The organism is Rathayibacter sp. Leaf299 (genome assembly GCF_001423055.1).
Lineage (GTDB): Bacteria > Actinomycetota > Actinomycetes > Actinomycetales > Microbacteriaceae > Rathayibacter > Rathayibacter caricis.
The window spans coordinates 52405-74120 of sequence record NZ_LMNT01000004.1 but is presented as its reverse complement, the minus strand read 5'-3'; the positions used below and the strand labels follow the sequence as shown (position 1 = coordinate 74120).

Here is a 21716-nt window from a genome sequence, read left to right as displayed (position 1 = left end):
CTGCGGCCCCCGGAGTGCGATCCGCCTCCCGGCCGCGACGGCGATGCACGGGAAGGGCGCACGATGACGGACCAGAACACGATCCTCGAGTCCGAGCTCTCGCGCGAGCGCGAGTACGTGGCGGGCCTCTACGCCCGGCTGGACGAGCTGGTCGCGCAGGCGCGCGAGGCGCTGGACCGGGTCCGGATCCAGAGCGTGGGCGGCAACCACCAGAGCCGCTCCGAGCGCGACGCGTACGCCCGCCTCTACGAGGACCGCATCCAGACGCTCTCCGGAGCGGACGACCGTCTCGCCTTCGGGCGGCTCACCCTCGCCGATCAGGAGGCGGAGCACCGCTACATCGGCCGCATCGGCCTCCGCGACGAGGAGCAGGACACCCTGCTGCTCGACTGGCGCGCCCCGCAGTCCGCCGCCTTCTACCAGGCGACCGCCGCCCGCCCGATGGGCACGCGCGCCCGCCGCCATCTCACCACCCGCGGCCGCGAGGTCGTCCGCTTCGAGGACGAGGTCTTCGACGAGGAGCTGCTGCGCGAGGGCACGGCGCTCCAGGGCGAGGGCGCGCTGATGGCGGCGCTGGGCGCCGAGCGCACGGGTCGGATGCACGACATCGTCGCCACGATCCAGGGCGAGCAGGACCGCATCATCCGCTCCGACCTCCGCGGGGTCCTCGTCGTCCAGGGCGGCCCCGGGACGGGCAAGACCGCGGTGGCGCTGCACCGCGCCGCCTACCTCCTCTACTCCTACCGCGACCGCATCGCCTCCTCCGGCGTGCTGGTCGTGGGTCCGTCCCGCTCGTTCCTGCGCTACATCGAGGCGGTCCTGCCCTCCCTCGGCGAGACGGGCGTCGTGCTCTCGACCCTCGGGCAGCTCTACCCGGGGCTCGACCTCGTCGACGAGGACGACCCGGCCGTCGCCCGTGTGAAGGGCTCCGCCCGCATGGCGGAGCTGCTGCGCCGGGCCGTCCGCTCGCGTCAGATCGTGCCGGCCGAGACGCAGATCCTCGACGTCAACGGCGAGAAGCTGCGCCTCGAGCCGCACGACGTCGAGCGCGCGATCACCCGCGCCCGGGAGTCGCGCAAGCCGCACAACGAGGCGCGCGTGGGCTTCGTGAAGACCATGATCCGTGACCTCACGAAGCAGCTCGCCGATCAGCTCCGCAGCCACGGCAACACGGTCGACGAGGCCGACGAGGCGGTGCTCCGGGAGGACGTCCGCACCGCGAACGACGTGCGCATCGCCCTGAACACCGCGTGGATCCCGCTCACCCCCGAGAAGCTGATCCAGGACCTCTACGCCCGGCCGAACTGGTTCGCCGGCCTCACGCCGCGCTGGACCCCCGAGCAGCGCGCGCTGCTGCGGCGGGGGCGCGACGAGCCCTTCACGGTCTCGGACGTGCCGCTGCTCGACGAGGCCGCCGAGCTCCTCGGCGCCTACGACGACCACGCCGACGCGCAGAAGAAGGCCGAGAAGGAGCAGCGCCGCCGCGACGTCGAGAACGCCGAGCAGGCCATCCGCAACATGGGCGTCGACGGCCTCGTCAACGCGAAGGACCTCGCCGCCGGATTCGCGGAGCGCACGAGCCAGGGCACGACGGCCGAGCGCGCCGCCGCCGACCGCTCGTGGACCTACGGCCACGTCGTGGTCGACGAGGCGCAGGAGCTCTCGCCGATGCAGTGGCGCGTGCTCATCCGCCGCTGCCCGATGCGCTCGTTCACCATCGTGGGCGACACCGCGCAGGCGTCCGGAGCCTCGGCCGCGTCGAGCTGGGACGCCGCGCTGAGAGACGCCTTCGGCCGCCAGGGCCGGGACGGCGAGCCGCCGGTGTGGCGCATCGAGGAGCTGACGGTCAACTACCGCACGCCCGCGCAGATCGTGGCGTTCGCCGAGCGGACGGCGCGCGGGAACGGACTCGAGATCACCCCGAGCCGCTCGGTCCGGTCGACGGAGTGGCCCGTCCGCACGATCCGCGACCGCGGCGACGCGGCGCTGCCCGACCGCGTGCTCGGCGCGATCCGCGAGGACCGCGCCATCTCGACGGAGGGGACCCTCGCCGTCATCGCGCCCGACGCCGACCTCGACGCCGTCACCGCCCGCCTCGAGGACGAGTTCGGCCGCGCCGTCGGCCGAGGCTCCACGGGGCTCGACCGCGCGATCGCCGTCCTCTCGACCACCGAGGCCAAGGGGCTCGAGTTCGACTCCGTCGTCATCGCCCGCCCCCGCCTGATCGCCGCCGCCGGCGAGCGCGGCGCCGCCGCCCTCTACGTCGCGATGACCCGCCCCACCCAGCGCCTCACCCTCGTCGAGTGACCGCCGAGGGAACCCCGACCCGTCGAGGGAGCCGGCAGCACCGGGCTCCCTCGACGTCCCCGGGCTCCCTCACCCGCCCGCGCCCACCCGTGCTGATCGAGTAGCCCGCGCAGCGGGCGTATCGAGATCCACCGTCTCCCGGCCCACCCCTCCCCGCACACCCCGCTCCCGGCCGCCCCGCTCTAAGATCGATGACCATGAGCAGCGAGAACCTGACCAAGCCCGAGGTCGACGCCCCCGACGGCCCGGCCCCCGACTCCCTCGTCGTCGAGGACGTCGTCGTCGGCGACGGCGCCGAGGCGCAGCCCGGCTCGACCGTCGAGGTGCACTACCTCGGCGTCGAGTACGACACCGGCGAGGAGTTCGACTCCTCCTGGAGCCGCAACCAGTCGATCAACTTCCCCCTGAACAACCTGATCCGCGCCTGGCAGCAGGGCATCCCCGGCATGAAGGTCGGCGGACGTCGCAAGCTGATCTGCCCGCCGGCCCTGGCCTACGGTCCCGCGGGTGGCGGGCACCCGCTGTCCGGCAAGACCCTGATCTTCGTGATCGATCTGCTCGGCACGAAGTAGTCCCTCCGCACCGACGACGAAGGCGCAGCTCCCGTGCGGGGCTGCGCCTTCGTCGTGTCCGGGGCCGGGGAGTCGTCAGCTCGGCTGCGCCTTGCGCACCCGGTCGACCAGCTCCCGCCAGGCCCCGTCGAGCTCGGTCTCGCCGAGCCGCACGTGGTGGGTCTGCACCTGGATCTCGTACACGAAGCGATCCGGTCGGCCCGGGGCGGCAGCGGAGGCGGAGCGGCCGGCGGAGGCCTGCGGTTCGTCGTCCGCCTCCCACGGCAGGGACCCCAGCAGCTCCCGCCACGCGCGCTCGTCCGGCTGCTCCTCCACGTCGACCCGCCACACGCGCCGGAGTCCGGCGAATCCTCCGCTGCGCGACACGATGACGTCCATGCGCGCGATGGTACTCGCCCGCCCTCCGAAGGGGAGGGCGCGGCGCCCGCTCAGGCGGGGACGTCGACCCCCACCGTGCTCCAGCCGGTGCGCACCGCCGATTCGACGTCCGACCCGGCTCCGTAGCGCTCGGCCGCCGCGGCGACCGTGAGCCTCGCGAATCCCGCGAAGTCGGCGGTCGCCGTGAGCACTCCGCCGGTCAGCACGTCGTACCAGACCTGGCCTGCGCGCTCCCACGCCTTCCCGCCGAGCTCGATCGCGGCCACCGCGAAGGCCCGGTTCGGGATCCCGGAGTTGATGTGCACGCCGCCGTTGTCGTCCTCGGTGTCGACGTAGTCGTCCATCGAACCCGGCTGCGGATCCTTGCCGAGCACGTCGTCGTCGTAGGCGGTGCCGGGTGCGATCATCGAGCGCAGTGCCGTGCCCTCGACCTCGTCGGTGAAGAGCCCCTCGCCGATCAGCCAGCTCGCCTCCTCGGCGCTCTGCCCGGCTCCGAACTGCTCGAGCAGCGCGCCGAAGACGTCCGAGATCGACTCGTTGAGCGCGCCCGACTGCCCGCGGTAGACGAGATTCGCGGTGTACTCGGTCATCCCGTGCGCGAGCTCGTGCCCGATCACGCTCGGCGAGATCGTGAAGCGGCGGAACACCTGCCCGTCGCCGTCGCCGAAGACCATCCGGGAGCCGTCCCAGAACGCGTTGTCGTAGTCGTCGCCGAAGTGCACGGTCGCGTCCAGCGGCAGCCAGGCGTCGTCGATGGAGTCGCGGCCGTAGGCCTGCTGGAGGAACGCGGACATCGCTCCCAGCCCGTCGTACGCCTCGTCCACCGTGACGTCGCCGTTCGAGGGCTGCCCCTCGGTGCGGACGGTGACGCCGGGGAGCGACTCGGTCGTCTGCGCGTCCGAGATGGTGCGCTGCAGGGCGGCGACCCGGTTGCGGGGCGTCGGAGCGGCGGTGGCGGTCGGGCCCGGCGTCCCGCGGCCGGGAGACGGCTCGCCCGGGCGCACGCGCCGGAACGGCACGTCCTGCTCGAGGGAGCGGCTCGCGGCCCGGGCGGCCCGCGCGAACGCGGGGTCGTCGAGTCGGGCGATGCGGACGAGGAGGTACGGCGGCACGACGGTTCGTCTCATGCGCCGATCCTCGCACTCACCGCCGACACCGGCTCGGGCTCGCCCGAGGGCCCGCGATGGAGTAGCGCCGCGCCGCCGCGATAGCCTGACGATCGACGAGCGGTTTCCACCGAGCCGGGGCGCTGCCCCGAGGACGACGAGGGCGGACATGGGCATCATCACGCGGGGCTTCTTCGGCAAGCGCGCCGAGAATCCGGACATCCCGCCCGGGCAGTACCTCGAGACGGGCTTCCCCGTCCTCTCCATCGGGCCGACGCCGAACATCCACGAGTGGAGCTTCTCGATCGACGCGGGCCCCGCCGGCGTCCGGAGCTGGACCTGGGACGAGTTCCAGGCCCTGCCGCAGGAGGACGTGCACACCGACATCCACTGCGTCACCCGCTGGTCCAAGCTCGGCACCACCTGGCGCGGCGTCTCGGTCGACACCCTCCTCGAGGGCGTCGAGACCGACGCCGGCTACGTCATGGCGCAGAGCTTCGGCGGGTACACCACCAACCTGCCCCTGGCTGAGATCCGCGGAGGCAAGGCCTGGGTGGCGACCACGTTCGAGGGTGAGCCCCTCGCCGCCGAGCACGGCGGACCTGCGCGACTGCTGGTACCGCACCTCTACTTCTGGAAGAGCGCCAAGTGGGTGAGGAGCCTCCGTTTGATGCCCGGCGACGAGCCCGGCTTCTGGGAGCAGAACGGGTACCACATGCACGGGGACCCGTGGAAAGAGGAGCGCTACCGGTGATCTGGCAGGAGTCGACCGCCGAGGCGGTCGCCCCGCTCACTCCGACCTCCCGACTGATCACTCTGCGCGTGCCCGGCTGGCCCGGTCACCTCGCCGGGCAGCACCTCGACGTCCGGCTCACGGCCCCCGACGGCTACCAGGCCAGCCGCTCCTACTCGATCGGCGCGCCCGCCGACGGCGAGCACGTCGAACTGGCCGTCGAGCGCCTGGAGGACGGCGAGGTGTCGCCGTACCTCGTCGAGGGCCTCGAGGCGGGGGACAGCCTCGAGGTGCGCGGCCCGATCGGCGGCTGGTTCGTCTGGCGGCCCGAGCAGACCGAGCCCGTGCAGCTGATCGCCGGCGGCAGCGGTCTCGTCCCGCTGATGGCGATGGCTCGCGAGCACGGCCGGGTCGGCAGCGCGGCTCCGATGCGCCTGCTCTACTCGGTGCGCTCGCCCGTCTTCGCCTACTACCGCGACGACCTGCAGCGGCTGGCCGAGCTGCCGGCCGAGCAGGGCGGAGTGGCGACGGAGGTTGTCTACACCCGCGTCGCTCCGCCCGGTGCGGCCCGTCCGGCCGGCCGTCTCACTCCGGAGCTGCTCGCCGAGGCGGCCCTGCCGCCCTCGGCCGAGCCCACGGTCTACGTCTGCGGCCCGACCGCCTTCGTCGAGGCCGTCGCGACAGCCCTGGTGGCCCAGGGCCACGCCCCCGAGCGCGTCCGCACCGAGCGCTTCGGCGGTCCCTGACCCCATCACTCCGCCGCGAGATGCCACTCCGGGACGCGACACGCCGGACGAGGCGTACCGGAACGGCATCCCGCGGAAGGAGGCAGCAGGCGCGTCTACTCGAACGAGACGGTGCGGTTCTCACCCACGTCCGGCTGACCGCCCCGGACCGCGGCGGTCAGCACCTTGAACAGCACGACGGGCCCGGGCTCGTCCGACGCCCACAGCTCCACCGTCTCGGCGTCGACGCGGATCAGGGCGACGGTCGGGTCGTCCTTGCCGTCGGGGAACCAGCCCGAGACGGAGGGGCTCCACAGCTCGTCGACCTTCGCCGCATCGTGCACGACGCTCGCGGTTCCGGCCACCGACAGGTAGCCCTTCTTCGACTCGAACGCCACGTTCACGCTCGGGTTCGCGCGGATGTCCTCGACCTTGGGCGAGGGGTCCTGGGTGAAGAACCAGAGCACGCCGTCGAAGTCGGTGTCCTGGGCGGCGAGCGGACGGCTGACGAGCTGGCCCGTGGCGTTCACGGTCGTGAGCAGCCCGATCTTCGCGCTCTTCACGAGCTCGGCGATCTGGGCGACGTCGTCGGAGTCGGCGGGGGTGATGTCGGTGTCGGTCATGGAGGCGACGCTACGCGTCCACCCGAGCGCCGCAAGGGGTGGCGAGCGCCCCGCGGGCGTGCCTACCGTCGAGGCATGGACACCACCACGTACACGGCCATCCTCGACAGCGGCGCCGAGCAGGAGAGCATCCGCCTCGAGCTCGTCGACGGAGCCCCGCAGCCCACCATCACCCGGGTCGCCGACATCGACGGCGAGGAGGTCGAGGTCGTCTGGGAGCTGGAGGACGACGACGAAGGCTTCCACGTCTACCGCCCCACGCGGGTCGAGGGGCGCGACGACGACAGCGGCGCCGTCTCCGACGAGAACCTCACCGACGGCGGCGGCACGAGCGATTTCGCGGGGGAGTGACCCCGGGTCCGCCGCGCTCACCGGGCGCGGCGGGTCGGCTCACGCCGTCGGATGCAGCGCGTCGTAGCCGCGGAACGCCGGCCGCGTCCGCAGCACCGCGCCGAGGATCCCGATGATCGCGAGTCCGCCCGCCAGCGGCGGCAGCCAGAGCAGCGCCAGCGAGGCCAGCAGACCCGTGTAGAGGTCTCCGACCCGCGGACCGCCGGTCACCACCACGATGAACACGCCCTGCAGCCGCCCGCGCATGTTGTCGGGGACCGCGGTCTGCAGCATCGTCTGCCGGAAGATCGAGCTGATGTTGTCCGCCGCCCCGGCTCCGGCCAGGGCGACCGATGCGAGGGCGATGAGCGCGAGGTCCGGCGCCGAGTCCTCGTGCCCGACGAGCGCGGCGGTCAGCAGCACCGCGCCGAACGCCGCGATGAACCCGCCGTAGACCTGGATCGACCGTCCGATCGCGAGCCCCTGCTGCCGCACTCCCGTGAGCCGGCCCGAGAAGACTCCGCTGAGCAGCGCACCGACCGCGAACGCGGCCGTCAGGACCCCGACCGTGACCGCTCCGCCCCCGAGCAGGAGCGCCGCCGCCGCGGGGAAGACCACCCTCGGCTGCCCGAACGTCATCGCGACGATGTCGACGAGGAACGACAGTCGGATGTTCGGCGCCCCGCGCAGGAACCGCATCCCGAACCGCACCGACTCGAGTCCCGGCCGCTGCCGCTCGCCCTCGGGCACCAGCGCCGGGAGACCCACGATCCCCAGGAACGCCGCGAGGAACAGCACCACGTCGATCGTGTAGGTCGCCGGGAAGCCGACCCCGGCCACCAGCACACCCGCCAGCGCCGGTCCCACGGTCACCTCGACGCCGCTCGCGATCCCGCCGAGCGCGGCGGCCGCGGGCACGAGCTCCGGTCGGAGCAGCCGCGGGGCGAGTGTCATCCGGGTGGCCACGATCACGGTGGTCGCGACCGCGTTGAGCGCGGTGAGCAGGTACAGGGTCAGCGGAGTCTCGGCGCCGAGCCAGGCGAGCGCCGCGATCCCCGCGGTCGATCCCCACGCCACGATCGCCGAGAGGAGGAGGACCAGCCGCCGGTCGAACGCGTCGGCGAGCATCCCGCCGTAGAGCCCCGCGATCACGGTCGGCACGAGCGCGACGACCCCCACCATCGCGACCGCGAGCGTCGAGCCGGTGAGCTCGTAGATGTGCAGGCCCACGGCGACGATCGTCATCTGCCCGCCGATGCCCGAGATCACGTTGCCGGCCCAGAGCCGGGCGAAGGCGGGCGACTCCCGGAGCGGCGAGACATCGATGACGTGGCTGCGCCGGGGCGCGCGGGGGACCTGACTCACCCGCCCCATTCTGCTCGCCGGGCGGCGCGGTGCCCGAACGGACCCGCGGAGCCGACCCTCTAGGGTGGTGGGCATGAGCACGTCTCCCGACGGCGCGCCCCGACGTCCGGCCGCCCCCGCGTCGCGCGCAGCCGGATCCGCTTCCCCGCGCCGCTCGGCCCGCGGCGCCTCGCCCTCGTACCGCCCGCGGAACGCCGCCCGCCCGTCCTCCTCCGGCGGCCGAGCCTCCGGCTGGTGGCGTCGCTACGGTCCCGCGCTGGCCGGCTCGGCCATCGCGGTCGTCACGGTGCCGATCTCTTTCTTCGTCTGGTACTCGCTGATCTCGCTCGGGGCGTACCCGGGCGACCGCGCGATGAGCGACCTGATCGTCGGAGTCCTCTACACCGCCCTCATCCACGCGCTGCTGCTCGTGGGCGTCCTGCTCGGCGTCTCCTCCATCCGCGCCCGTCGTCGAGAGAAGCGCCCGCCGATCGCCGGGTGGATCGCCGTCGTCCTGAACGTGCTCGTCCTCGTCTACTGGGAGCTGCTCGTGTCGCCGTGGCTCGTCGTGCTCTGGAACAGGGCCGTCGGCGCCTAGGCGGTGTCGACCCGCCCCACACCGCTCCACCCTCTGGTAAGCTCGTGCAGTTGCCGTTCGACGGCCGCGGATCAAGAGAGCCCACGCATCAGGCGCCGGGCACCGCGCAACGAGAGAGAGGGGATCCACCTATGGCACTCGAAGCAGATGTCAAGAAGGCGATCATCGAAGAGTACGCGACCCACCCCGGTGACACCGGATCCCCCGAGGTCCAGGTGGCCGTCCTGACCCGTCGGATCAAGGACCTCACCGAGCACCTCAAGGAGCACAAGCACGACCACCACTCGCGTCGTGGTCTGCTGCTGCTCGTGGGTCAGCGTCGCCGACTCCTCGGCTACCTGTCGGACGTGGACATCAACCGCTACCGCGCGCTGATCGAGCGTCTCGGCCTCCGCCGCTAGTTCCTCACGGAGCGAGCGCGGGGTCTCGATGACACCGCGAACTTCTTGCCGAACGGGCCGTCCTCCTCGCGAAGGGCGGCCCGTTCCGCGTTCCCGGCGCGGCTCACGGGAGCCGCTGCGGTCGCTCCGCACCGCCCCAGGAGTACCCGCCCGCCGCCGCGAACCATCCCTCCGCCGCCCGCGCACGGGCCCGATCGTGCTCCAGCCGGTCCGGATCGCGGACCGCCGCGACGAGCGTGGGCAGCCGCCAGCCGTCCGCGAGCGCCCGTGATCCGGCGGCGCGCCACGCGCGAGCGCATCCCGCCGTCGAGGCGGCCCGTTCGAGTGCGTCGACGGAGGCGATCTCCCATCCTGAGGCGACCCCGCTCAGCGCGACGGCGCAGGTGAGCGCGGCCGATCGCAGCACCGCTCTGGGCGCCCGCGGGGGCAGCGTCGCCTCGGCGGCGTCCTGCGCCTCGACGATCGCCGTCAGGGCGAGGTGCAGTCGGGTCGCCTCCCGATCCGGCCGGGGAGCGATCCGTCCAGGCCCTGCCGAGACGGAGGCGGAGGCGCCCGGAGCGAGCAGCAGTCCCCGTCCGGAGCGCGACGCGTGGGAGCTGAGCAGCCCGCTGACGCCGCCCGCCTGATCGACGACGCCCGTCACCGACGGATCCCCGATCGCCCAGACCACCGGTGTGCGGTTGTGAATCGTCAGCCGGCGGTGATCCTCGTCGACGCAGGCGATCAGGTGACCGGGGTCGGCGCCCTCGAGTCCCGGCGCGGCGGCCAGCAGCTCCCGGGAATCCGCGCACTGCGTCGGCGCTCCGGCCGCGGAGGAGGGGAGCGAGGCGAGCGGAGCGATCGCCGCGAGCGCGAGGGCGAGCACGGCGGAGGCCGCTGCCGTCGCGGCCGTCGATGCGATCAGTCCGTGGGGCCGCGGAGCAGCCCGCCGCGAGCCCGACGCGGGTCCGGGTGTGCTGCGTCGCACCATCCGTCACTCCCTCTCGGCGCGAGCGTAACCCCGGAAACGCACGCTGAACAGGGCGTTCCCGGGCTCGGGGGCACCCCGTAGGAGATTTTTCGGAGAAATCCGCCACGAGGTGCATCCGTCGAGGGGGTTCGTCCGGAAGTAGTCCGTGAAGGCCCTTCTCGAGTACCCACCGACCCGCTCCGGGTCCCATCGTGAAAGAGGAACACCGTGACCACCTCCAGCTTCTCCCGCCGTCTCCTGACCGGTGCCTGCGTCGGCACCCTCGCCGTCGTCGGCCTCTCCGCCGCTCCGGCCAGCGCCGCCGACGCCGACTCCGCCGACCTGTACGTCCTGCACGCCGTCCCGGACACCACCGTGGACGTGTACGTGAACGGAGCACTGACGCTCGACGACTTCACCCCCGGCACCCTCGCCGGACCGCTGGACCTGCCCACCGGCACCTACTCCATCGCGATCACCGCGGCCGACGCGGCCGACGCGAGCGCTCCCGTCATCGGCCCGATCGACCTCGCGCTCGAGGCGGGCAAGAGCTACACCGCCGCCGCGCACCTGAAGGCCGACAACACCCCCACCGCGACGCTCTTCACGAACGACATCTCGACCACCGCCGCGGGAGAGGGACGGCTCACCGTCCGCCACGTGGCCGCCGCGCCCGCGGTCGACATCCTCGCCGGCGGCTCGCCCGTCCTGACGAACGTCACCAACCCGAACGAGGGCGTGCTGAACCTCGCTCCAGCGACGATCTCGACGGTCGTCGCGGCGACCGGCACCACGACCCCGGTCATCGGCCCGGCCGACGTCCAGGTCCAGGAGGGCGTCAACACGATCGTCTACGCCTGGGGCAGCCTCGAGAAGGGTAACCTCGCCCTCGCGACGCAGACCATCGACGGCCTGCACTCGACCCCGTCCGGCGTCCCCGCCGGTGAGGCCGGACTCGCCGCCGACAACCGCACCGACGCGGCCGCGGGCTGGTGGGGCGCAGCCGCCCTCGCCGCTCTCGGTCTCGCCGGAGCGACCCTGTTCGGCCGTCGCAAGGCCGCTGCGGGCCGCTGACCCGCGGACACACCACCGGCTCGGGCGTGCTGGAGCGCGCCCGAGCCGGTCACCCGATCACGACCCAGGAGGACGCCATGAGCCGGAACCCCTTCCCTCTGCGCGTCCTCGTCGTGATCGGGTCGATCGCGGTCGGCGCGGGTCTCGCCGGATGCTCGGCGCAGGCGGCTGGGGTCGTGCCCTCGCCCGACGCGAGCCTCTCGGTGCAGCAGCCCCCGCCCGCGCCGTCCGCGATCCCCTCCGCCGCCCCGCCCGCCGTGCCCCTCGCGGATGCGCGTCTGGGAGCGACCCCGGCTCCCAGCGTCATCGCCCCCACGCGGATCGTGGTCGACGGGCTGCCGGTCGACATGCCGCTCGAACCGGTCGGAGTGGCCGACGACGGCACCATGGAGCTGGTCCCCGACACCGCGACGGCCGGCTGGTACCGGTTCGGAGCGGGCCTGGACGAGCCCGACGGGACGATCGTCATCGCCGCCCACGTCGACTCCCTCGCCTACGGCCTCGGCCCGTTCGTCGAGCTGACATCGGCGCAGCCCGGCCAGATCGTCCGACTCACGAGCGACGACGGAGCCGAGCGCTCCTTCACCGTCACGACGGTCGAGACCACCGAGAAGACGTCCGTCGATCTCCCGGCCGTGTTCACCCGCGACGGTGCGCCCCGGCTCGTCCTCATCACGTGCGGCGGCGACTTCGACTACGACACGCGCCACTACCTCAGCAACGTCGTCGTCACGGCGGTGCCGTCCCCGTGACTCCGACCGCCCGATCGCCGCGCGTACGATGAGCGCAGCGACCGCCGCAGCGCAGCCCGACGCCAGGGTGCAGCGCCGTCCCCACCTCAGGAGCATCCCACTGTCCGACGCCCTCACCAGCGCACCCCTCGACGGGGCCGAGGACGAGCGCGCCGTCGTGCGCCGTCTCGGGCTCCGCTTCGCCGCGGGCGACGAGTCCTCGCTCGCGGAGGCCTACGCGCGGTGGTCCCCGCTGCTGTTCACCCTCGCTCTGCGCTCTCTCGGCGACCGGGGCGACGCGGAGGACGTGGTGCAGCGCGTCTTCGTCTCGGCCTGGACCGGCCGGCAGAACTTCGATCCGGACCGCGCCGCTCTGGGAGCCTGGCTGGTCGGGATCTCCCGCAACCGCATCGCCGACGCGCACGAGAACCGATCGCGCGAGCGCCGGCTCACCCAGGCGCTCGTCGCCGTCGCTCCGATCGAGGAGGGCGAGACCCCGGTCGATCTGGAGGCGAAGGTCCTGGTCGCCGACGAGCTCGCCCGACTCGACCCCGTGCCCCGCCGGGTGATGAGCCTCGCCTTCTACGACGACCTCACCCACACCGAGATCGCCGCTCGGACCGGGCTGCCGCTCGGTACCGTCAAGAGCCACATCCGCCGCAGCCTCGACAGACTCCGCTCCCGATTGGAGGTGAGCAGCACATGACCCACCTGGACCCCAACGAGATCGCGCTGCTCGCGCTCGGCGAGGAGTCGAGCGGCGAGGCCGACGCGCACCTGGCCGAGTGCCCGGAGTGCGCGCAGCAGCTCGTCGAGCTCGGCCACGTCGCCGAGGTCGGCCGCGACAGCCGCGGAGTCGTCCTCGAGACGCCGTCCGCCGCGGTCTGGGACCGCATCCGCGACGAACTCGGCCTCGAGGAGCACTCCGCGGCTCCCGTGCTCGCACCCGTCCCGGAGCGACCCGACACCGCTCCCGTCCCGGTCGCTCAGTCCGGCTCCACGGGCCGGCACCGTCCCGAGCGCCGTCGTCGGCGCACCGGCCGCGTGGTGCTCACCTCGCTCGCCGCCTTCTCCGCCCTCGCGGTCGGAGTGGCGGGCGGAGCGTGGTGGCAGGCGTCGCAGACGGAGGACGTGGTCGTCGTGGCGCGGGCCGAGCTCCAGGCGTTCCCCGACTGGCAGGGCGCGACCGGCTCCGCCGAGCTCGAGGACGTCGACGGCGGTCGCGAGCTGATCGTGCGGCTCGACGCGCAGGGTGGGGACGGCGGCTACCGCGAGGTCTGGCTGATCGCCGCCGACGCGTCCGGCCTCGTGCCGCTCGGAGCCCTCGACGGCACCGAGGGCCGCTTCGCCGTCCCGGCCGGCCTCGACCTCTCGGAGTACTCGCTGGTCGACGTGTCGGAGGAACCGCTCGACGGCGACCCCGCGCACTCCGGCGACTCGATCGTCCGCGGTCCCCTTCTCGAGGGCTGACGCCGACCGCTCAAGCGCTCCGCCGCTCCTGGAGGAGCGCGGTCAGCGCCTCCACCGCGGCGGAGGGTCGCAGCGCGGTCCCGACCGAGAGCTCCCACTCGAGCCCCGGGCAGTCCAGGGTGATCGAGCGCACACCCCCGAGCGCCGTCACGCCCACCCGCGGCACGACCGCCACGCCGAGGCCCGCCTGCACGAACCGCGGGATCCCGGGCAGATCCGCGACCTCGGTCGCCACGCGCCGGGGGACACCCTCGGCGAGGAACGCGCGGTCGACGCTGACCCGGTTGCCGAAGCCGGCCGGAGTGTCCACGAACGTCTCGCCCGCGAGGTCCTTCGGTCGGGGTGCGGTCGCGTCGGCGAGCGGGTGGTCGTCCGGTACCAGGAGCACGTAGTCGCTGCGCGCGAGCGGCGTGACGGCGAGATCCGGCATCCCGTCCGCGGGGAGCGCGAGCAGTGCGACGTCGAGCCGTCCGCGGCGCAGGTCCTCGGCCAGGCCCGTCGATCCGGTCGCCGAGGTGCGCAGCAGCAGATCCACGAGCGGATGCCGGCGCCGGTACGCGCCGAGCGCCCCGGGCAGGTCGATCAGGTCCATGCCCGAGAACGTGCCCACCCGCACCCGTCCGCGCAGCCCCGCGGCGTCCTCGGCGGCGAGCGTGCGCATCCGGTCGAGCCCGTCGATCGCCCGGCGCGCCTCCGGCAGCAGCGCCTCGCCCACCGCGGTGAGGGCGACCCGGCGCGTCGAGCGCTCGAACAGCGCCGCTCCGAGCTCGTGCTCGAGGGCGCGGATGCTGGCGGACAGCGTGGACTGCACCACGAACAGCCGCGCCGCCGCCCGAGTGAAGTGGAGCTCCTCCGCGACCGCGACGAACGCGGCCAGTTGTCGATCGTCCATCCCGCCATCATCCACCGGACTCGATGAATGCGACCGAGATCCTCCGTTGGACACGCTCAGTCCGGCGGAGGAACCTGATCGCGTGACCACTCCGGACCTCGACCACCGCCCCTCCCGGCCCGCTCCCGCGGGTCCGGCCTCCCGCCGACCCGAGCTGCCGCACGGCCCCGGCTTCTGGGTCATCGCCGCGGCGTTCCTCGCGGTCATGGCGTTCTCCACCGTGCCGACCCCGCTCTACGCGATCTACCAGGCCCGCGACGGCTTCCCGGCCTTCGTCGTCACCGTGGTGTTCGCCGCCTACGCGGTCGGAGTGGTCGCGAGCCTCTTCCTCGCCGGCCACGTCAGCGACTGGCTCGGCCGCCGCCGCATCCTGCTCGCGTCGATCCTGGTCGAGGTGCTCGCCGCGATCGTCTTCCTGCTCTGGCCCGAGGTCCCGGGCCTCCTGATCGCCCGCCTGCTGACGGGGCTCGGCGTCGGCGCCCTGACGGCCACCGCGACCGCGCACCTCTCAGAGCTGCGCGCCGTCGCCCGCCCCGAGGAGGGGCCCGGCACCTCGCGGGCGGTCTCGACGCTCGTGAACATGGGCGGGCTGGCGCTGGGCCCGCTGGTCGGGGGCGTGCTCGCCGTGACCGTCGACCGCCCGCTGGTCGTCCCCTACGAGGTCTTCCTCGTGCTGCTCGTGGTCCTCGGCCTCGGAGTCGCCCTCGTGCCCGAGACCGTCGAACGGCGCGAGGTCCTGCCCGCCTACCGCCCGCAGCGGCTCGCCGTGCCCGCCGAGTCGCGCGGCGCCTTCCTCTCGGCCGCGGTCGGCGCGTTCGCCGGCTTCGCCGTCTTCGGCCTCTTCACCTCGCTCGCTCCGACCTTCCTGGCCGGTCGCTTCGGTGAGACCTCCCACCTGGTCGCCGGCGCCGTGTCGTTCGGAGTCTTCGCCGCCGGCGCCGTGGCGCAGCTCCTCTCCGCCCGCCTCGCCGCCCGCCCCGCGCTCCTGCTGTCGGCCGCCGCCCTCGCCGTCGGCCTCCTGCTGGTCGCCGTCGGCGCCGTGACGGCCGTCCTCTGGCCGTTCGTCGCCGGGGGAGTGCTCGCCGGTGCCGGAGTCGGCCTGCTGTTCCGCCTGTCCCTCGCGGTCGCCGGCTCGCTCGCCTCGGACGCCGCGCGCGGCGAGGTCCTGGCCGGCATGTTCCTCGCCGCCTATCTCGGCCTCGCGATCCCCGTCCTCGCCATCGGAGCGGCCCTCGCGCTCCTGCCCGCCGTGCCCGTCCTCCTGGGCTTCGTCGCGGTGGTGCTGCTGCTGGTGCTCGCGGCGATCGCACGGATGCTCCGCTCCTCCCGCTCCTGATCGAGCCCCGGGGCCGCACCTCCGCTCGCGAGAGCCGCCCCGTCGCCGTCAGCGTCACAATGGGGGCATGAAGCTCTTCTCCTTCGGACGCGGACGCGACGACCAGAACCCCCTCCCCGCGAACGACCGCGGATCGGGCAAGCTCGACGACTACGACTACGACCTGCTGCCGAAGTCCCGGCGCGGGGAGACGCTGCTCGGTATCGCCGACAGCGCCTCGCACCAGGACGAGCTCGCCCGTGTCCTGGCGCTCGGCGAGGACGAGATCACGGCGGTGATCCCGCGCCGCACCCTCGAGGAGGAGCGCGTGGACGCCCCCATGCCGGTCCGTCTCTTCGCCAACCACCGCCCCTCCGACCTCGTCGGCTACGTGCCCCGCGGTCTCGAGAACGTCGTCGACGCGGCGCTCTCGCGGCTGTCGGAGGCGGGCAAGCAGCCGCGTGTGCCGGCGCGCATCGTCACGGTGAAGGGCGCGCTCCGGGTGCAGCTGCTGATGCACGAGACGCGCGGCTGAGCGCTCCTCCCGACGCCGGTCGAGCAGCCGCCCCGGAGCGTCCCGCCGCGCGTTCCTGGCCGTCCGGCACCCGTGCTGATAGCATGAACCGGTTCCGAATCCGCAGCGGCCGCCGGCCGTCACCGGATTCGAACCACGGAGCAGGCCGGCAGGAAGCTGGTCCTCGGTGGTGGAGTCCCGGTTCACAGGTGCGGCGTCGTCGCACAGGAGGCGACCCGGAGCTTTTCTACTGGTGGCCAGCACGAACGCCCTCCACACGACGGCACGGCGCGACGCCCTGCCGTGGAATCGTCTCGATTCCTGACCGGAACTCTGCTCCGACGAACGCCGGCGCCCAGAACGGGCGCCGCTGCATACGTTGAAGGAGACAGAACCTCTTGGAAGGTCCTGAAATCACATTCGCCGAAGCCGTTCTCGACAACGGCTCGTACGGCACCCGCACCGTCCGCTTCGAGACCGGCCGCCTCGCGCAGCAGGCTCAGGGAGCGGTCGCCGCGTACCTCGACGAGGACACGATGATCCTCTCGGCCACCTCGGCGTCGAAGAACCCGAAGGACAACTTCGACTTCTTCCCGCTGACCGTCGACGTCGAGGAGCGCTCCTACGCCGCCGGCAAGATCCCCGGCTCGTTCTTCCGCCGCGAGGGCCGCCCCTCCACCGAGGCGATCCTGGTCTGCCGTCTGATCGACCGGCCGCTGCGCCCCTCGTTCGTCGAGGGCCTGCGCAACGAGGTCCAGATCGTCATCACGGTCCTGAGCATCGCTCCGGACGAGTTCTACGACGCCCTCGCGATCAACGCCGCGAGCGCCTCGACCCAGATCTCCGGTCTGCCCTTCTCGGGCCCCATCGCCGGTGTGCGCCTCGCGCTCATGTCCGACGGCTCGGGCAACGACCAGTGGATCGCGTTCCCCAAGGCCTCGCAGCTCGAGAGCGCCGTCTTCGACCTCACCGTCGCGGGCCGCGTCGTCACCAACGAGGACGGCTCCTCCGACGTCGCCATCATGATGGTCGAGGCCGAGGCGACCGAGGGCTCCTGGAACCTCATCAAGGCCGGCGCCACCAAGCCCGACGAGACCGTCGTGGCCCAGGGCCTCGAGGCCTCCAAGCCCTTCATCCGCGCGCTCGTCGAGGCGCAGGCGAAGATGGCCGCGAACACCGCGAAGCCCGTCAAGGACTACCCGGTGTTCCTGCCCTACGCGCAGGAGACCTACGACAACGTCGCCGAGCTCAGCTACGACGAGCTCGTCCGCATCTACTCGATCGCCGACAAGGTCGAGCGCCAGGACGCCGACGACGCTCTGAAGGCGAAGGTCAAGGAGCAGATCGCCGAGCGCATCGCGTCCGGTCAGCTCTCGGCCGAGGCCTACAGCCAGGTCGGAGCGGCGTACAAGTCGGTCACGAAGGTGGTCGTCCGCGGACGCATCCTCCGCGACGGCGTGCGCATCGACGGTCGCGGCCTCGCCGACATCCGTCCGCTCGACGCCGAGGTCCAGGTCATCCCGCGCGTCCACGGCTCGGCGATCTTCCAGCGCGGCGAGACCCAGATCCTGGGCGTCACCACGCTGAACATGCTCAAGATGGAGCAGCAGATCGACTCGCTGTCGCCCGTCACGAAGAAGCGCTACCTGCACCACTACAACTTCCCGCCCTACTCGACCGGTGAGACCGGTCGCGTCGGGTCGCCGAAGCGCCGCGAGATCGGGCACGGCTTCCTCGCCGAGCGCGCCCTCGTGCCGGTGCTGCCCTCCCGCGAGGAGTTCCCCTACGCGATCCGCCAGGTCTCCGAGGCGCTGAGCTCCAACGGCTCGACCTCGATGGGCTCGGTCTGCGCCTCGACCCTGTCGCTCCTCAACGCCGGTGTGCCGCTGCGCGCCCCGGTCGCGGGCATCGCGATGGGCCTCGTGTCCGACGTCGTCGACGGCCAGACCCGCTACGCGGCGCTGACCGACATCCTGGGCGCCGAGGACGCGCTCGGCGACATGGACTTCAAGGTCGCCGGAACCTCCGAGTTCGTCACCGCGATCCAGCTCGACACGAAGCTCGACGGCATCCCGTCGTCGGTCCTCGACGCCGCGCTCAAGCAGGCGAAGGACGCGCGCAGCACGATCCTCGCCGTGCTCACGGCCGCGATCGACCAGCCCGACGAGATGGCCCCGACCGCGCCCCGCGTGATCTCGGTGCAGATCCCCGTCGACAAGATCGGCGAGCTGATCGGCCCCAAGGGCAAGACGATCAACGCGATCCAGGACGAGACCGGCGCCGACATCTCCATCGAGGAGGACGGCACCGTCTACATCGGCGCCGTCGACGGCCCGTCGGCCGAGGCCGCCCGTGCCCAGGTCAACGCGATCGCGAACCCGACGAACCCCGAGGTCGGCGAGCAGTTCCTCGGAACCGTCGTCAAGCTCGCGACGTTCGGCGCGTTCGTCTCGCTGCTCCCGGGCAAGGACGGATTGCTGCACATCAGCGAGGTCCGCAAGCTCGCCGGTGGCAAGCGCGTCGAGAACGTCGAGGACGTCCTCGGAGTCGGCCAGAAGCTGCTCGTCCAGATCACCAAGATCGACGACCGCGGCAAGCTGTCCCTCGCGCCCGTCGTGGCCGAGGAGGCCGGAGCCGAGGCGCCGATCGAGGCTCCCGTCGAGAGCTGATCCCTCCCGCACGTCGTGACGCCCGTCCCACTCCGGTGGGGCGGGCGTCCGTCGTTCTGCGGCGGATGGGGTAGCGTTGCCGCACCGTGCCGTCGCACCGCCCCGACCGGAGGAACACCGTGATCGACCCGACGCCCCTGGCCACCGAGCCGGAGACGCCCGCCGCTCCCCAGCGCACCCTCGGTCGCACCGGCCTCCCCGTGCATCCGCTCGCCCTCGACGGCTCCGTCTTCGGCTGGGCCGCGGGGATCGACGACACGACCGAGGCGCTCGACGCCTTCGCGGCGCTCGGCGGCACCCTGATCTCGACCGCCGACCACTACGCGACCGGCCGCAGCGAGTACATGATCGGCCGCTGGCTCGAGGCGAGCGGCGCACGCGAGCGGATGCTCGTCGCCACCAAGGTCGGCCGCCACCCCGACGCCCCGGGCCTCGCGCCGGCCGACGTCCGGGCGGCCGTCGAGGGCAGTCTCGAGCGGCTGGGCACCCGGATCGACCTCCTGTCCTTCGACAGCGAGGACCCGGAGGTGCCGATCGAGGAGAGCCTCGCGGCCGTCGCCCCGTTCCTCGCGAACGGCTCCGTCGGAGCGCTCGGCGCCGCCCACTTCAGCGGCGAGGCGCTCGCCCGCGCCGAGGAGGCCGCGACCCTCCACGGGCTGCCCGTCTTCTCGGTCGTGGTGGCCGAGTACAACCTGATGGAGCGCAAGGACTACGAGTCCGACGTCGCCCCGGAGGTGATCCGCCAGGAGCTCGGCACGCTGGCGCGGCTCCCGCTCGCGAGCGGCTACCTCACGGGCGCGCTGCGCCACCGCTCGGACGAGCCGCAGTCGGTCATGTTCGAGGCCGCGCTCGACTACGTGGGGCGCCACGGCAGCAAGGTGCTCGCCGCGCTCGACGAGATCGCCGAGGCCCACGGTACCAACCCCGGCACGGTCGCCCTCGCATGGGTGCTCTCGCATCAGGAGGTCTCCGCCGCGGTCGTCCGCGCCCGCGGAGCCGAGGAGCTCGAGTCGGTCTTCGGCGCGGCCGCCCTCCCGCTGACCCGCAGCGACCTCGCCCAGCTCGACCGCGCCTCCGCCTGACCGGTCCGACGGCTCCCGGGTGATCCCCGGAGCCGTCGGCACGAGGTCGGGGAGCCTGTCGGCCGACCGCGCTCCCGATCAGCGGCGCAGGACCCGCGCCTCCCACGGTTGGAGCGTCGTCCCGGTCGACCCCGGCACGTTGCCCAGCACCGTCTCGGCCCCCGCCCAGTCGGCCAGCAGCGACACCTCGAGCGGCTCGCTCGACACGTTGCCCACGGCGAGCAGCTCGCTCGCGCCGGTGCGCGTGAACGCGAAGAGCGTCGGGTGCTCGGGCTCGAGGAGCCGGAACCGGCCCAGCTGCACGGTCTCGTCGGCGTGCCGCAGCGCGATCAGGGCCCGGTAGTACTCGAACACCGAGCGCTCCGATGCCCGATCGGCCGCCACGTTCAGCTCGATCGAGTTCGGATTGACCGGGATCCACGGTTCGCCCGTCGTGAAGCCGGCGTGCTCGCCGCCGTCCCACTGCACGGGTGTGCGCGCGTTGTCGCGGCTCTGCGCCCGCAGACCCGCCAGGACCTCCTCCGGATCCTCCCCGCGGTCGCCGACCGCCTCGGCGTAGTAGTTCAGCGACTCGACGTCCCGGAAGTCCTCGATCCCCGAGAAGGGCACGTTCGTCATCCCGATCTCCTCGCCCTGGTAGATGTAGGGCGTGCCGCGCTGCAGGTGCAGGAGCGTCGCCCACAGCGTCGCCGATTCGTAGCGGTAGCGGCCGTCGTCGCCGAAGCGCGAGACCAGCCGCGGCTGGTCGTGGTTGTTGAGGTACAGCGAGTTCCAACCGCGCTCGGCGAGGCCGTCCTGCCAGCGTGCGAGGTTCGCCTTGAGCGCGACGAGGTCCAGCGGCACCGGGTGGAACTTGTCGACGCCGTGGTCGATGCCCACGTGCTCGAACTGGAACACCATGTCGAGCTCCCGGCGCTGGGGATCGGTGACCAGCGCGGCCTCCTCCAGAGTCACTCCGGGCATCTCGCCGACGGTGAGGTAGGCGCCCTCGCGCCCCGCGAACACGGCCTCGTTCATCTCGCGGAGGTACTCGTGCAGCCGCGGACCCACTCCGCCGACGATGCCCGTGCCGCCGCCCTCGCCGTCGACCTCGTCGAGGTTCTTCGACACGAGGTTGATGACGTCCATCCGGAACCCGTCGACGCCGCGGTCGAGCCAGCGGTTCATCATCGCGTGCACCGCGCGCCGGACCTCGGCGTTCTCCCAGTTGAGGTCGGGCTGCTGCACCGCGAACAGGTGGAGGAAGTACTCGTCGGTCACGGAGTCCCGGGTCCACGCCGGCCCGGAGAAGTACGAGCGCCAGCCGTTGGGCTCGGCGACGTCCAGTCCTGCGTCACCGGCGGCCTCGAGCTCGGAGGAGACGCCTGCGGCGGCGCGACCCTTCCGCCACCAGTACCAGTCGCGTCTGGGGTTCTCGATCGAGGAGCGGGACTCGACGAACCACGCGTGCTCGTCGCTCGTGTGGTTCACCACGAGGTCCATCACGATGCGGATGCCGCGTTCGTGCGCCTCCGCCAGCAGCAGGTCGAACTCCGCGAGGTCTCCGAAGAGCGGATCGATGTCCTCGTAGTCCGAGATGTCGTAGCCGTTGTCGTGCTGCGGTGACGGGTAGATCGGCGACAGCCAGACGACGTCCACTCCGAGGTCGGCCAGGTGGTCGAGCCGCGAGCGGATCCCGCCGAGGTCGCCGATGCCGTCGCCGTTCGAGTCCGCGAACGAGCGGGGGTAGATCTGGTAGACGACGGCGCTGGTCCACCAGGGCGTCGACGGGGGCGGGGTGAGGGGCTCCATGAGGGCGAATCTAGCCGCGACCCGGTGCAGCGGAGGAGTCGCAGCACCGCATCCTGGGGAGAGCGGAGCAGGTTCGCGGCGGGGGAGGAGACCTCCGTGTAACGATCTGATG

General features: G+C 72.7%; 22 protein-coding genes. 15 read left to right on the top strand and 7 right to left on the bottom strand.

From position 1 onward, the window contains the following. Nucleotides 1-63: 63 nt before the first annotated feature. Complete coding sequence (locus ASF48_RS14785; protein WP_055793427.1) at nucleotides 64-2307, top strand: HelD family protein; 2244 nt, start codon at nucleotides 64-66, stop codon at nucleotides 2305-2307. Between the two features lie 197 nt (nucleotides 2308-2504). Then, nucleotides 2505-2879, top strand: coding sequence for an FKBP-type peptidyl-prolyl cis-trans isomerase (locus ASF48_RS14780; protein WP_055793425.1), 375 nt, complete (start codon nucleotides 2505-2507; stop codon nucleotides 2877-2879). Nucleotides 2880-2954: 75 nt separating this feature from the next. Here ASF48_RS14780 and ASF48_RS14775 read toward each other — a convergent pair whose 3' ends face one another. Together ASF48_RS14775 and ASF48_RS14770 are read right to left on the bottom strand one after the other, a co-directional pair. Further along, complete coding sequence (locus tag ASF48_RS14775; protein ID WP_055793422.1) at nucleotides 2955-3257, bottom strand: protealysin inhibitor emfourin; 303 nt, start codon at nucleotides 3255-3257, stop codon at nucleotides 2955-2957. Nucleotides 3258-3307: 50 nt separating this feature from the next. Further along, nucleotides 3308-4384: a M4 family metallopeptidase gene (locus tag ASF48_RS14770; protein WP_055793419.1), complete on the bottom strand. Its 1077-nt coding sequence runs from the start codon at nucleotides 4382-4384 to the stop codon at nucleotides 3308-3310. Nucleotides 4385-4532: 148 nt separating this feature from the next. Between ASF48_RS14770 and ASF48_RS14765 the strand changes: the two genes are divergently transcribed. Beyond that, nucleotides 4533-5117 carry a sulfite oxidase-like oxidoreductase gene (locus tag ASF48_RS14765; RefSeq protein ID WP_055793416.1) on the top strand — a complete coding sequence of 195 codons (585 nt, stop codon included), beginning with the start codon at nucleotides 4533-4535 and terminating at the stop codon, nucleotides 5115-5117. Further along, nucleotides 5114-5842 (top strand): ferredoxin reductase, encoded by a 729-nt coding sequence (locus ASF48_RS14760; RefSeq protein ID WP_327205446.1) that lies wholly within the window; start codon nucleotides 5114-5116, stop codon nucleotides 5840-5842. Before ASF48_RS14765 ends, ASF48_RS14760 begins: the two co-directional genes overlap by 4 nt. A gap of 95 nt (nucleotides 5843-5937) precedes the next feature. Here the strand turns inward: ASF48_RS14760 and ASF48_RS14755 are convergent, their stop codons facing one another. After that, a complete protein-coding gene (locus ASF48_RS14755) occupies nucleotides 5938-6444 on the bottom strand; it encodes a pyridoxamine 5'-phosphate oxidase family protein (protein ID WP_055793409.1) in 507 nt (168 codons plus the stop codon). A 75-nt stretch (nucleotides 6445-6519) separates the two neighbouring features. Between ASF48_RS14755 and ASF48_RS14750 the strand changes: the two genes are divergently transcribed. Next, nucleotides 6520-6795: a hypothetical protein gene (locus ASF48_RS14750; RefSeq protein WP_055793406.1), complete on the top strand. Its 276-nt coding sequence runs from the start codon at nucleotides 6520-6522 to the stop codon at nucleotides 6793-6795. 39 nt (nucleotides 6796-6834) lie between these two features. Here ASF48_RS14750 and ASF48_RS14745 read toward each other — a convergent pair whose 3' ends face one another. Continuing rightward, nucleotides 6835-8148: an MFS transporter gene (locus ASF48_RS14745; RefSeq protein ID WP_082481562.1), complete on the bottom strand. Its 1314-nt coding sequence runs from the start codon at nucleotides 8146-8148 to the stop codon at nucleotides 6835-6837. A gap of 64 nt (nucleotides 8149-8212) precedes the next feature. Here ASF48_RS14745 and ASF48_RS14740 point away from each other — a divergent pair, with 64 nt between their 5' ends. Beyond that, a complete protein-coding gene (locus ASF48_RS14740) occupies nucleotides 8213-8716 on the top strand; it encodes a hypothetical protein (protein ID WP_157603183.1) in 504 nt (167 codons plus the stop codon). Nucleotides 8717-8847: 131 nt separating this feature from the next. Further along, on the top strand, nucleotides 8848-9117 hold the full coding sequence (rpsO, locus tag ASF48_RS14735; protein WP_055793401.1) for a 30S ribosomal protein S15: 270 nt from the start codon (nucleotides 8848-8850) through the stop codon (nucleotides 9115-9117). A gap of 103 nt (nucleotides 9118-9220) precedes the next feature. Here the strand turns inward: rpsO and ASF48_RS14730 are convergent, their stop codons facing one another. Beyond that, a complete protein-coding gene (locus ASF48_RS14730; protein ID WP_055793398.1) occupies nucleotides 9221-10087 on the bottom strand; it encodes a hypothetical protein in 867 nt (288 codons plus the stop codon). Between the two features lie 207 nt (nucleotides 10088-10294). Between ASF48_RS14730 and ASF48_RS14725 the strand changes: the two genes are divergently transcribed. From ASF48_RS14725 to ASF48_RS14710, 4 genes are all read left to right on the top strand, one after another. Continuing rightward, the gene (locus tag ASF48_RS14725; protein WP_235577262.1) at nucleotides 10295-11140 is read left to right on the top strand and encodes a DUF4397 domain-containing protein; all 846 of its coding nucleotides are present in this window, start codon (nucleotides 10295-10297) and stop codon (nucleotides 11138-11140) included. 77 nt (nucleotides 11141-11217) lie between these two features. Continuing rightward, entirely contained in the window at nucleotides 11218-11892 is a 675-nt protein-coding gene (locus tag ASF48_RS14720) for a class F sortase (RefSeq protein ID WP_157603182.1), read from the top strand. 28 nt (nucleotides 11893-11920) lie between these two features. Beyond that, nucleotides 11921-12577: an RNA polymerase sigma factor gene (locus ASF48_RS14715; RefSeq protein ID WP_082481560.1), complete on the top strand. Its 657-nt coding sequence runs from the start codon at nucleotides 11921-11923 to the stop codon at nucleotides 12575-12577. Further along, nucleotides 12574-13341, top strand: coding sequence for an anti-sigma factor (locus ASF48_RS14710; RefSeq protein WP_055793392.1), 768 nt, complete (start codon nucleotides 12574-12576; stop codon nucleotides 13339-13341). The genes ASF48_RS14715 and ASF48_RS14710 overlap by 4 nt, the downstream gene beginning before the upstream one ends. A gap of 10 nt (nucleotides 13342-13351) precedes the next feature. Here ASF48_RS14710 and ASF48_RS14705 read toward each other — a convergent pair whose 3' ends face one another. Beyond that, the gene (locus ASF48_RS14705) at nucleotides 13352-14233 is read right to left on the bottom strand and encodes a LysR family transcriptional regulator (RefSeq protein ID WP_055793391.1); all 882 of its coding nucleotides are present in this window, start codon (nucleotides 14231-14233) and stop codon (nucleotides 13352-13354) included. Between the two features lie 82 nt (nucleotides 14234-14315). Between ASF48_RS14705 and ASF48_RS14700 the strand changes: the two genes are divergently transcribed. The 4 genes from ASF48_RS14700 (at nucleotide 14316) to ASF48_RS14685 (ending at nucleotide 19813) form a co-directional block, all read left to right on the top strand. Continuing rightward, on the top strand, nucleotides 14316-15569 hold the full coding sequence (locus ASF48_RS14700; RefSeq protein WP_055793387.1) for an MFS transporter: 1254 nt from the start codon (nucleotides 14316-14318) through the stop codon (nucleotides 15567-15569). Nucleotides 15570-15636: 67 nt separating this feature from the next. Further along, nucleotides 15637-16083, top strand: a complete 447-nt coding sequence (locus tag ASF48_RS14695) for a hypothetical protein (protein ID WP_055793381.1) — start codon at nucleotides 15637-15639, stop codon at nucleotides 16081-16083. 377 nt (nucleotides 16084-16460) lie between these two features. Then, nucleotides 16461-18731 carry a polyribonucleotide nucleotidyltransferase gene (locus ASF48_RS14690; RefSeq protein ID WP_055793380.1) on the top strand — a complete coding sequence of 757 codons (2271 nt, stop codon included), beginning with the start codon at nucleotides 16461-16463 and terminating at the stop codon, nucleotides 18729-18731. Nucleotides 18732-18850: 119 nt separating this feature from the next. Beyond that, nucleotides 18851-19813, top strand: coding sequence for an aldo/keto reductase (locus ASF48_RS14685; protein ID WP_162238039.1), 963 nt, complete (start codon nucleotides 18851-18853; stop codon nucleotides 19811-19813). Between the two features lie 78 nt (nucleotides 19814-19891). Here the strand turns inward: ASF48_RS14685 and ASF48_RS14680 are convergent, their stop codons facing one another. Further along, nucleotides 19892-21604 (bottom strand): glycoside hydrolase family 13 protein, encoded by a 1713-nt coding sequence (locus ASF48_RS14680; protein WP_055793377.1) that lies wholly within the window; start codon nucleotides 21602-21604, stop codon nucleotides 19892-19894. Nucleotides 21605-21716: the final 112 nt, after the last annotated feature.